Origin of the sequence: Microcoleus sp. PH2017_24_DOB_U_A (genome assembly GCF_020738205.1) — a bacterium.
Taxonomy (GTDB): domain Bacteria; phylum Cyanobacteriota; class Cyanobacteriia; order Cyanobacteriales; family Microcoleaceae; genus Microcoleus.
The window spans coordinates 38,454-48,592 of record NZ_JAEQCT010000032.1 but is presented as its reverse complement, the minus strand read 5'-3'; the positions used below and the strand labels follow the sequence as shown (position 1 = coordinate 48,592).

Here is a 10,139-nt window from a genome sequence, read left to right as displayed (position 1 = left end):
ATAGCAGTATATTAGTCAACTGTATTGCTTTATATCTAAGAAAGAGCGCTTAAGCGCAACTACGTACCTTTATTGCAGTATCTATTTTTCAGAGGAGTTGTTTTTAAATTCGATAGCTGCATCATTTTTTTTTGTTATTCAAACGCCTTGGTGCTTTTAATTTTGCTTTCATGCGATAGTGTAATTGCTTGTGTAATGTTTGATATTTGACTGATATTTGATAGTTATCTTCTACCCAGGCCGCAATTTCTTTGTAAGTTGTGAATTCACAGGATTCCTCACTTAACTTTTCTGCAATTCCTGCTATTACTGCTGAGGGAATTATTCTGGGTCTACCAGTTGCTTGCCGTATTTTTAACAGTTCTTGCAGACCGCCAGCACTATATTGTTTTAACCATCTATGTACAGTAATTCTATGTACACCTAAACGTTCAGCTACATCTGTAAGGCTTTGGCTATATCCAGTCTTTAACCAATAAAGTGCCTGGATTTTTGAGCGATTAGTCAAGGTTCGTTGCTGCGACAGAAGTTGTTTTAATGCGTCGGCTGTTACATCAATTCTTTCTTGGTAGTTTACTTTCATAGAACATTTCTCAAAGCCTAAGCGTCATTGTAGCATATTTTTGGGTAAATTCTCTAAGCTTTAGCAGTTTTGATGAGCGCACAAATGACCCGATTTCGTAAAGGAATCGGGTCATGCGTGTTATGTTTTTTAGCGGTTATGGTTAGCGGCAAGTGCGATATTTGACGTGATAAACTAAACCGCGATGAGCTAAATCGAAGGAGTCAACGGTGGCTGTGCCGGCACCGCGGGCTGTCATCGAAGCATTTACTCGCATATTTACACTGTCGCCACAGCGAGACCACACATCTGCTACAGTGGCTAAGCTATCTCGAACGTTGTAGTTGGTTTCGCCGTTGAAAGTGCGAGAAAAAACTGGGCCCTTGGCTCCAGCAAAAAAGTATTCTGCTCTGAGGTTTCCGCTGGTTTTAGGAGCAACGTAACCGCGATAATCGGCATCGTAAATCGAAATTTGGAAGCCTTGGGGTACTTTGATGGGAATGCTCAAATTGCAGCTTTTCCGGGTCTCTGCTGAGACGTTTCCTTGGGCTACAAACTTATCAAATAGGATGCTGAGTTCTTGACCGTCGGGGCTGACGCTGACGCTGGCGGATCTGTCTGGGCAACCGCTACCGCCGTAGCTTGCACCTAATATTTGAACTGATGGGTTAGCAGCCAAGGCTGGGCTGATAGCAGCAGTGGTTAATACTGTGGCTAGCAATAGTTTTACAAATTTCATGGATGTTCTCCTTAATGTTTTTTTGTTAGGACAAACCTGAATTATTCAAGGAAGATTGAGGCGATACCCTTCCAATTAGGAGATGGCAAGCCTTTACTGAAAAGGCAGTCAGACTCTGACTGGGAGCTAGATCGCTGTACCTGGCTCGGAGCTTGATCAAGTAGCATTAGTTGATGGACTAATACTTGTTTTGTCCTGATACTTTCTAAGATTCATGGCATTTAGAGATTGTTCCGGAAAATTCGATGATAAAAAATTGATTTTTTTTTACAGGTGTTTGCGGGAACAAAGCTCTGTTTTTTTTGTCTGCTGCTGCGCGGAAAAATGTTTTTTCAGCAGCAAATATTTTCCCGTGGCTATTTGTTGAGAAAAGATGCTTGCATTCTGGAATTATAGGCTTTGTAGCTGTAGTGAAATGATCTGTGTGGTAGCGGGTAACGGTAAAAAAGAGGAGAGATGTATTCTCAGGCAGATCTAGGTAGGGAGAGATGATAGTAAGGTAGATTAACTCTTCACAAAAAAATGAGTTAGTGTTATCGACCATCTTTTGATACAGCACAAGTTAACTCTCGTGCTGCAAGCTCAAGCGCACACGGGAAAATTTCGTTAACTGCTGAAAGAAATTGGGATGCTGCTAGCCTGTGAGGTGACGCGAGATTTGCTGCTGAAATACGAAGAAATGGAAATGCCGATCGCTAAAGTGAGATGTTTTGATTGTCGATCGCATTCTGGTTGCTGCTAACTCAGCAGTGGCGGCAGTCGATCGGCTTAAACAAGTGAATCCGAAGTCTATTAAGTTTTTGTCCTTGCTGGCGGCGCTGGAGGGAATCGATATTGTACTGGGACTTGCAGATGTGGCGATCGCCTTTATTGCCCTTTGTAAATTGAATTAAATATATTTTTGCTGTATATGCTAATACATTCATTTAACAAAACTTTGTTAACATGAATCTTGGTTTGATATTGCCATAATTTATAAATAGTTACATCTTTATGTCAGGAAAAACCTATATATAGCAAGGATTACAGGATTCTTAAGATTTTATTCACAAATTGCATTATCAAGATGTATTTACTGCATCTAATCGTTAAATTCTATGTATTTAGTATAACTAATGGCAGCAATTACTACATAAAATAGAGGTATGATGCTCACTGCTTACGATCGACTAATAACTTTTTTTGAACGAGGAAAAAAACAATGGAGACTACAGCACAGAAGCAAGCCCCACATCAGACTGCTGAGGAAGTGAAAATTAACGATATCAACAGCTTGGAGTTTGAGCTTTGGGCTAAAGCGGTCAAACGACAGATGATTGCAGCACTCTCTAAAAAGGCCGCGATCTAACATCTCTGGGTTTTTGTGTGCAAGTGGTGTAAATTAACTTAACAAAATTGTTGTCTGCATTGTTGTCCGATCTCTATAGGGGGAGATCGAGAGAAGAGAAGGAGAGGGGGAGAGGGGGAGAGGGGGAGAGGGGGAGAAGAAAACTTTTTGCTTCTTCCTTGTTTTGAACGCACGGGTGGCCGGAAACTGGGTTTTTTTGCGGAAATACTTCTGTTGCGACGGGCAGAAATGGTAAAAAAACTGGTTTCTTTGTACCAAGACTGCGTCCGTGACTTTTCCCTCTGCCGAAGGTTTTTTGCCGGATTACCAGAAAAACATGGTTTAAAGCCTCTGCCTTAAGCGGGAGAAATTAAAACAAGACTATTCATTACTCGAATCCTCAAACTTCCAGGTAGAGGTCGCCCTCAACTGTCAACTGTCAACTGTCAACTGTCAACTGTCAAGATCGCTTATCAACCGCCGCTAGCAATCGCAGATTTCCGTCTTGAATCTGCACCGCTTTTACGGTTCCCACAGCGACTCTTTGTTGACCGTTAGCCATCGCTACTTCTATCTTAATCTTGGGGTCAGCCTGCAAGCCCAGGCGCCCCCACAACCATTTGATTTGAGTAGCAGGAAAAGAGCGGACTTCTACATCGGCAAAGGGCGGATTAACCCAGCGGGTTCCGTCGTAAAAACTGGCTACTTGTACCTGATACCAAACTTGTTCTCCGGTCAATTTTAACTCGTTTTTCGCTTCTGGTTCCAGCCACTCAGCGGGATTAATACTGCTAATTAAAGTAGCAGAACCCATAATTTGACTTTTGTGGTCTTCTAAACTTTCAGCTTGAGAAATTGCTTCCTCAAGTTTATTGACCAAATTGCGAATTCTAGTTCGAGTTTCGCTGTCAGTATCTGGTTGCTGGTCGAGCCAATTCATCGCCTCGCGAGTTCCGTCTTGAGAGGCTACAATCAGGGTGCCCCAAGCTTTGACATCGGCGTCAGCGGCATTGACTCTCAAGGCGGCGTCTACGCGGTTCATGATCCGCCCGCCTTCATTTTTGAGGGTGGCGGCAATTTCGTGAGTGTTGCTGGGATCGGCTTCAAATACTTGCAAAGCTTGATTCCAGCGGCCGTCTATCAATTCTGCGAGAACTTGTTGGCTGGGACTGGCCCAAGATGCGATCGCCTGAGCACGAGTAATTTTAGCATGAAATTCGATCGTCTCTAGTTGAGCTTGGGCGACTGCGGGCCAATTCTGACCGGCTTTGGCTTTAGCTGAACGCATGACATTTAATCCGGGAGACCAAAGTCCGCTTTTTGCCAGTCGCAGCCCATTTTTATAAGTCTGGTCATTGAAGGCAAATTCTTCTAAGGAAATCGCGGTTAATTGAACTGGGTTCGGGATAAATTTGCGCGAACCAATTTGATAAATGGTAAATTGCGGTTCTAAACCAATTGTTTGGTCGATCGCCAACTGGGGGTTTTGCCCCTTAACAATTTGCTGCCAATTCGGCGCTTGTCCGGCCGCACTCGCCCAATCCAACAGCGAGATTAAATGATTTTGACTGGGGTTGTAGCGAACGACTTGTCCGTAGGGAATTTTCTTGTCGCCCCGCACGAGTTTACCGCTGACATTAAACCAAATGCCCAATTCGGGGGGCTTGCCGTCAAAGCGGCGCAGTTCTGTTAGCGGTAGCGACTGATTTGAGGCTTGATTGTTGGATCCAGAGTCATCCAAAGAAGCAATGACAAAAGATTCCGCCGGGCCTTCTATATTCACAGAACTTGCTAGCTGAAAATACTGTACGGTATCGGAATCGCGATCGGGAAGTTGCACCCGCTTGTACACTCGAAGTTCGACAATTTGACGGCAAGGATTTTTGCAAACTGTAGAAGCATTAACTGTTCTTTCCACCATCACCGGCAACAGCAAATCGGAAATAGAATTATCTGCGGATTTCTCAACAGGAAGCGGTAGGGGTTCGCCGGTGATGAATCCCAATTTGCGGATGCTGGCTTTGATTTGATCGAGAGTTTGGATGGTATCTCTGCTACCTGTAGGCAGGCGCGACCATCCGGGTACAAACTGAGAGACCAATCTGTTACCGTTGGGATCGACAATTAGCTGGTAACTCAGCCAAGCGCCACCTCCCATCAAAGCTGCACAGCCGCACAAGACGCTGAGGGCTGTCAAATTAGCTACCAGTCTTTTCCAGGGATATCTGACAGGAGTTGGGGAACCAGGTATGGGAAGCTGGGACTCTTGAAGTTTTTTGGCGCGTCGGTTTTGGCGGCGGCGTCTTGTCGGAGGAGGAGCAACTTTGCGATTTTCTGGGGGTTTGGCTCGATTTTTTGAGGAGTTTATTTTGTGTTCCATCGTCGAATTTTAGAATTTAGATTTTAGAATTTAGAGTTTAAAATTGGAATAGCCGATCGTACTGCCGACCTATGATATCCCAGGTATATTGGCTTTCAACGAGCGATCGCGCCCTCAGAGACAGTTCCTGTCTTAGCTGATAATTTTCAAACAAACTGGTAATCGCCTCAACATACTCCTGAACTTCGTTTGCCCGCAAGGCCCTTGTCGGGGAAGGCCCGCCACCGACGGTTAAACCCTCCAAACCTCGATCGCTAGCAACTACAGGCGTTCCAGCCGCCATCGCCTCCAAAGTTTTATTTTTAATTCCAAAACCAATCCGCATCGGCACCACACAAACAGCAGCCTGATGCAAATATTCTGCCACCCTTTGCACCCTGCCTACTACTTGAATTCCCGGAAGTTTCCCCAAGGCGAGGACTTCGGGAACTGGCGAGGTGCCGACTAGGGTGAGGGTAGCATCGGGATACCGCTGCTGCAACTTTGGGAGTACCTGCAAACTGAGAAACCTGGCCGCGTCTATATTGGGCAAATTGTTCATGGCGCCTGCAAAGATTAAGGTGTGTCCTCCTGGATCGATCGACCGATAGGGAAATTCTGCCAAATCCACGCCGTTAGGAATCACATCAATGGGAGGGACAAAAAAATCTGCTTTCCCTCCGAGGCTGCCAGAGGACAGCAATTCTAGCAGTTGCTGCTTGTCTGTGGATGTGGTGGCGACAATACGGGAGAATTTGGTACAGTAACGTTTTTCGTAGCGGGCGAGTAGCGGTAAATTTAGTCGATCGCGCAGGGGTTTTTGGGAAGTCCCGGTGGCTAACATTTCCCTGCAAGTTCCCCAAACGGAACTGTGAATATTTGCAACTGTTAGCAGTTTTTGCCGCCATTCTGGACGCACATAAATCTCGTTAACGCTGTGCTCGCAGGTAACAGCATCACATTTGCCTGCTATGACTAAATTGTCTGCCCAATTTTGCATTGCTTGAGAGTAGCTGGAGATTACGTTCGGAGGCGTCCCGGATAACAAAAATTGACTAAATCTGTGGAATTTTCCTATTATTTCGTTCATTTTCTCATCAATCCCCTGATTGAGGGGAGGAAAGAATTCTTCCTCAATCCCCCCCTTGTTAAGGGGGGGAGGAAAGAACCCCCCCTCAGTAGTCTCCTGATTGAGTCTTAGCCCCCCCTTAGCAAGGGGGGGTTGGGGGGGTGTCTGCGGGTGGAGGAAAACTGCTAATTGTGTAACTTGTTGCCTCAATGCGTCGATTTGTGAGTCAGTGACATCTGGCGATCGCACAGTACCAAGAATTACATCATGCCGCCGGCTCAAGTATTGCAACAAATTAAATGTCCTTACCTGAGTTCCGCCGCGGCTTGGCGGATAGGGAAAAGTTGAAGAAAGCATCAAAATTCGCATGGGATGTTGAATAAATAAAGTTGCCACTGTCACGATAAAATTGATTGATAAAACCTGTTTAACAATCCTCCCACCTATGGATGAATTATCTGTTAAGGCGCTGCTCGAAGATTTGAAAAAGTCTGACGAAAGCGTGCGCGATCGGGCTACTACAGAACTCTGGCGCACTTGGTTTAACCAGAAGGGTGACTACGGGATGCAAGTTCTCAGGCGATCGCAAGTTTCCCTAGATGCAGGAGATGTTCGGCACGCTTTGGATTTGCTGACAAAACTGATTGCGGAAGCGCCGGATTTTGCTGAAGCTTGGAACCGGCGCGCCGTACTTCACTATACCCAAGGCAATTATCAAAGGTCGATCAAAGACTGCGAAACAGTCCTTCAACTAAATCCGGTGCATTTTGGGGCGTTGCACGGTCTGGGTTTGTGCTACGCTGCCCTGGGAGAATACAGAAGTGCTATTCGAGCTTTTCGTCGCGCTTTGGAAATTCAACCTTTTGCATTGGTGAATCAAAAGTTAATTCTGGAATGTACAGCTCGTTTAAATTAAAAGACATAGGGCATTGGGCATTGGGCATTGGGCATAGGGCATAGGGCATAGGTGGTTTCTTTCCCTGAACTCAATTGCGAATTTTTTTCGCAATCTCAATCCCAAATCTAAAATGGTTTTAATGCCGAAAATTAGTGTTTGCATTCCTACTTGCAATCGAGTGCATTTGCTGGCTAGTGCGATCGCCAGCGTGCTAGATCAAACTTATACAGATTTTGAGTTAATTGTCTGCGATGACGGTTCGACGGACACGACTGCGCTGTTGATGTCGGAATTTGTCGTAGCTTGCGGGGCTCCCAGCCATCGCCCGATTCGCTACATTCGGCACCCGCAGAATATCGGCAAAAGTAATAATATGCGATCGGGCTTTGCGGCGGCTAGGGGCGAATATTTTATCAAGTTTGACGATGACGATCGCCTGAGCGCGCAATTTCTAGAGCGGACATCTGCTATTTTGGATAAAAACCCCAACATAGATTTTGTCAGTACCGACCACTGGGTCATTGATCTCAACAACAACATTGACGAAAACCAGACACAACTGAATTCGCAGCGGTGGGGCCGCACCGAGTTGTCGGCGGGAATGATTGAAGATTTACTCCCTACAGTTTTTATAAGACAAAGTTTGCAAATAGGCGCAACTTTGTTTCGGCGCCGCGCGCTGGAATCTGTCGGATTTCTGCGGCCCAATTGGCAAAATTGCGAAGATAACGATTTGTTTGTGAGACTTGCAATTGCAGGCAAAAAGTGCTATTACTTGCCCGAGCTGTTGATGGAGTATCGATTTCATGCAGGACAGCAAGGATGCGATCGGGCAATTCCCTATTTGAGCGATAAATTGCGCTATTTGACCAGCTACGAATTTGATTCCGAGAAGTTGGAAACAGTCAGGCTCAAGAGGATTGCAGAAACTCAATTAGCCCTAGGTTTGCGGTTGATTGAGGTGGGTGAAACTGCAAAAGGGCGGCGGATGGTGCGAGCTGGGAAGTCGGTTTCTGAGACTAAAATGTGGGCGGGTTTGGGATTGTCGCTGCTGCCCGAAAAGTGTCGGGGGAGGGCTTTTGCGCTAGTGCGGGAGTTGTTGAAACGCGAGTTGTGAAAGATGATTTCGAGACAATACCGGGCGGTTGAGACGGCGGTTGAAACCGCGTCTATACAGACAAAACCTGCCTCCGCAGGTTGAAGAGTGGGTAGTTAAAATCACATTTATGGAGACAAAATCTACCGAAAAAGCGGTTTTAATTCTTGATTTTCTTGAGTCCGCGGAGGCGGACATTGTTTGTGTAGACGCGGTTTCAACCGCCGAGTCTTTTATACTGACATTATACGAATGCGTCTTTCACAATACTCCTGACTCTAATTGGTCTAAATAGATAAATTCAGGAGCTTTAACTCCCGCTTCCTCTCTAATTTTAACCAGTGCAGGCGACTCAAAAAATGCCCTGGCATCTGCTGTTGATGTCCACGCGGAGAAATGAACAATTTTGTTAGGTTCATTCTCATACTTCAAAACCTGATACGAGCGCTCGCCAGCTTCTTTTCGGATATTTGCAGCATTGTCAAATACCTTTTTCCAAGCTGCATAATTTTCGACTTCATGAATAATTAAGACATATTGTATACTAATCAAACCTATTTTCCTCTCAATACACTTGATCGTGACTACCAATATCTACAAACACAGTTTTACCATCTTCCGTAAAGTAGAATAGCACCCTTTCGTCATAATCTACGGTAAAACTCCAAAAATCATTAAGTTTCCCCGACAGTTTGTGAGTTTTCAAAGTCGGATTAAATGGATCTATCGTGAACTGATGACTGGTGCATCTCACTGTTGAAGAGGGCGAAGCATGACCGCATATAAGTTATTAGTTATAATCTCATATTGACTACGGTCATGCTTCGCCCCTACAGATATATTTGCTTGCATTGAGATGCACCCTTTGAAAGCACGTTTAAATGAAGAACTGAAACTGACTTCCATGATTACTCCTCTATCAGTTGTTTCAGTTCATTGATGTTGGCAGAAAATTTCAGCAAACCTTTTTGTTGTTCGACTTGCGCCGACTTAAAATTCTCAGAGATCTCCTCACGGCGTTCTTCACGGAGATATTGTTTCAACAATAGTTGAATTTCCTGCTTCTCATCAGCGGAAAGAATTTTTATAGCTTCAACTACATCACTGAAAGTCATAGTCTAAAAATCCCTATCGTGTTTATTCGATTAATCTAACATGAAAAAAGTAAACGCGGTTTCAACTGCCGAGTCTACTTCATGAACGATCGAGACATCCTGCACAGGCATAAAACCTATTTTTCTCTAATTTCAAACATTCACAGAGCAACCTAAAAACTGCTCGTACCCCTCTTTAAACTTTTGCTTTCCCTGAGTCTCGATGATGCTGCCGTGAGCGACAATCACTCGCTCAAAGTCCCAACCTAAAACCTTCTTAACTGACTCTCTCACTTTTTCTTTATCCTTTGTCGCAATTCGCTCCAGTATCGATGGACTCAAATTTTTATATCCGCCGATCGCTCTGCTCGCAAATTGTGTGATGATTGGGAAGCTCTCGTCAAAGTGAAAGGCCGTGTCAGTTAAGATCAGAGTGCGGCTTGCAGCATGAAAAAATACACATTCATTGAGTGAATCAAAACCGCTTAAACTAAGGGTTCTGAATCCATCAAAAAATACATATTCTAGCCCGTTCCATAAACTATTTGCTTCACCTTGGATGGTTCGATCGATCGCCAAATCTGGTTTTTTAGCTTCCAAACCCGGTGCAGCCCAGAATTTCGCGTTTGGGTAGAGCTTTTTGAAATTGGCTGCAAACAAATAGTGATACAGATTGGGCGCTATGATGTGGCTAACGGTTCCCTGTTCGCTAAGCTGACTCACGATTGTATCATTGACTTGAATCGGAGAAATAACGACTAACTCGCGATTAGCCAGCCGAATCACGGTCATTCTCGTGCCAACGCTGAGTCCAAAGTACCGTAACGGTTGTTCGGCAACCCAAATATCTCGATCGATTTCTCTGAGCATCTCAAACCTTCAGCAGCTTGCGAAACAGAGTCAATTGTAGCGCTTTTTGACATCGCACCCTCAACGATCGCGATCGCGCTTTCCACTAAAGTAGTACACAGTGCCCGATCGCAGTTTTTCCTAAA

The 10,139-nt window shown here is 44.9% G+C and carries 12 protein-coding genes; 4 read left to right on the top strand and 8 right to left on the bottom strand.

Features of this window, described 5'->3' with window-relative positions; genetic code table 11:
* Positions 1–121 precede the first annotated feature (121 nt).
* The 3 genes from JGK07_RS08880 to JGK07_RS08870 all read right to left on the bottom strand — a co-directional run bounded on the left by JGK07_RS08880 (position 122) and on the right by JGK07_RS08870 (position 1,845).
* A complete protein-coding gene (locus JGK07_RS08880) occupies positions 122–583 on the bottom strand; it encodes a helix-turn-helix domain-containing protein (RefSeq protein WP_293206380.1) in 462 nt (153 codons plus the stop codon).
* A gap of 142 nt (positions 584–725) precedes the next feature.
* On the bottom strand, positions 726–1,301 hold the full coding sequence (locus JGK07_RS08875) for a DUF4360 domain-containing protein (RefSeq protein ID WP_293182417.1): 576 nt from the start codon (positions 1,299–1,301) through the stop codon (positions 726–728).
* 205 nt (positions 1,302–1,506) lie between these two features.
* Complete coding sequence (locus JGK07_RS08870) at positions 1,507–1,845, bottom strand: hypothetical protein (RefSeq protein ID WP_293182415.1); 339 nt, start codon at positions 1,843–1,845, stop codon at positions 1,507–1,509.
* A gap of 166 nt (positions 1,846–2,011) precedes the next feature.
* On the opposite strand from JGK07_RS08870, the gene JGK07_RS33150 reads away from it, so the two are divergent.
* Entirely contained in the window at positions 2,012–2,194 is a 183-nt protein-coding gene (locus JGK07_RS33150; protein ID WP_325315263.1) for a hypothetical protein, read from the top strand.
* A gap of 308 nt (positions 2,195–2,502) precedes the next feature.
* Positions 2,503–2,649 carry a hypothetical protein gene (locus JGK07_RS08860; RefSeq protein ID WP_293156176.1) on the top strand — a complete coding sequence of 49 codons (147 nt, stop codon included), beginning with the start codon at positions 2,503–2,505 and terminating at the stop codon, positions 2,647–2,649.
* A gap of 439 nt (positions 2,650–3,088) precedes the next feature.
* Here the strand turns inward: JGK07_RS08860 and JGK07_RS08855 are convergent, their stop codons facing one another.
* Together JGK07_RS08855 and JGK07_RS08850 are read right to left on the bottom strand one after the other, a co-directional pair.
* Complete coding sequence (locus JGK07_RS08855) at positions 3,089–5,008, bottom strand: hypothetical protein (RefSeq protein WP_293241688.1); 1,920 nt, start codon at positions 5,006–5,008, stop codon at positions 3,089–3,091.
* Between the two features lie 37 nt (positions 5,009–5,045).
* Positions 5,046–6,425, bottom strand: coding sequence for a glycosyltransferase family 4 protein (locus tag JGK07_RS08850; RefSeq protein ID WP_293224457.1), 1,380 nt, complete (start codon positions 6,423–6,425; stop codon positions 5,046–5,048).
* 76 nt (positions 6,426–6,501) lie between these two features.
* On the opposite strand from JGK07_RS08850, the gene JGK07_RS08845 reads away from it, so the two are divergent.
* Both JGK07_RS08845 and JGK07_RS08840 read left to right on the top strand, forming a co-directional pair.
* Positions 6,502–6,972, top strand: a complete 471-nt coding sequence (locus JGK07_RS08845; RefSeq protein ID WP_293182411.1) for a tetratricopeptide repeat protein — start codon at positions 6,502–6,504, stop codon at positions 6,970–6,972.
* Positions 6,973–7,093: 121 nt separating this feature from the next.
* Positions 7,094–8,071 carry a glycosyltransferase gene (locus tag JGK07_RS08840; RefSeq protein WP_293224441.1) on the top strand — a complete coding sequence of 326 codons (978 nt, stop codon included), beginning with the start codon at positions 7,094–7,096 and terminating at the stop codon, positions 8,069–8,071.
* A gap of 240 nt (positions 8,072–8,311) precedes the next feature.
* Here the strand turns inward: JGK07_RS08840 and JGK07_RS08835 are convergent, their stop codons facing one another.
* The 3 genes from JGK07_RS08835 to JGK07_RS08825 all read right to left on the bottom strand — a co-directional run bounded on the left by JGK07_RS08835 (position 8,312) and on the right by JGK07_RS08825 (position 10,014).
* Positions 8,312–8,602: an antibiotic biosynthesis monooxygenase gene (locus tag JGK07_RS08835; RefSeq protein ID WP_293216464.1), complete on the bottom strand. Its 291-nt coding sequence runs from the start codon at positions 8,600–8,602 to the stop codon at positions 8,312–8,314.
* A 356-nt stretch (positions 8,603–8,958) separates the two neighbouring features.
* The gene (locus JGK07_RS08830) at positions 8,959–9,165 is read right to left on the bottom strand and encodes a hypothetical protein (protein ID WP_293211048.1); all 207 of its coding nucleotides are present in this window, start codon (positions 9,163–9,165) and stop codon (positions 8,959–8,961) included.
* A 132-nt stretch (positions 9,166–9,297) separates the two neighbouring features.
* Positions 9,298–10,014 (bottom strand): DUF4336 domain-containing protein, encoded by a 717-nt coding sequence (locus JGK07_RS08825; RefSeq protein ID WP_293224439.1) that lies wholly within the window; start codon positions 10,012–10,014, stop codon positions 9,298–9,300.
* Positions 10,015–10,139 lie beyond the last annotated feature (125 nt).

Coding starts and splice junctions, on each gene's coding strand:
- JGK07_RS08880 (WP_293206380.1), bottom strand. CDS start 583: ATGAAAGTAAACTACCAAGAAAGAATTGATGTAACAGCCGACGCATTA.
- JGK07_RS08875 (WP_293182417.1), bottom strand. CDS start 1,301: ATGAAATTTGTAAAACTATTGCTAGCCACAGTATTAACCACTGCTGCT.
- JGK07_RS08870 (WP_293182415.1), bottom strand. CDS start 1,845: ATGGTCGATAACACTAACTCATTTTTTTGTGAAGAGTTAATCTACCTT.
- JGK07_RS08860 (WP_293156176.1), top strand. CDS start 2,503: ATGGAGACTACAGCACAGAAGCAAGCCCCACATCAGACTGCTGAGGAA.
- JGK07_RS08855 (WP_293241688.1), bottom strand. CDS start 5,008: ATGGAACACAAAATAAACTCCTCAAAAAATCGAGCCAAACCCCCAGAA.
- JGK07_RS08850 (WP_293224457.1), bottom strand. CDS start 6,425: ATGCGAATTTTGATGCTTTCTTCAACTTTTCCCTATCCGCCAAGCCGC.
- JGK07_RS08845 (WP_293182411.1), top strand. CDS start 6,502: ATGGATGAATTATCTGTTAAGGCGCTGCTCGAAGATTTGAAAAAGTCT.
- JGK07_RS08840 (WP_293224441.1), top strand. CDS start 7,094: ATGCCGAAAATTAGTGTTTGCATTCCTACTTGCAATCGAGTGCATTTG.
- JGK07_RS08830 (WP_293211048.1), bottom strand. CDS start 9,165: ATGACTTTCAGTGATGTAGTTGAAGCTATAAAAATTCTTTCCGCTGAT.
- JGK07_RS08825 (WP_293224439.1), bottom strand. CDS start 10,014: ATGCTCAGAGAAATCGATCGAGATATTTGGGTTGCCGAACAACCGTTA.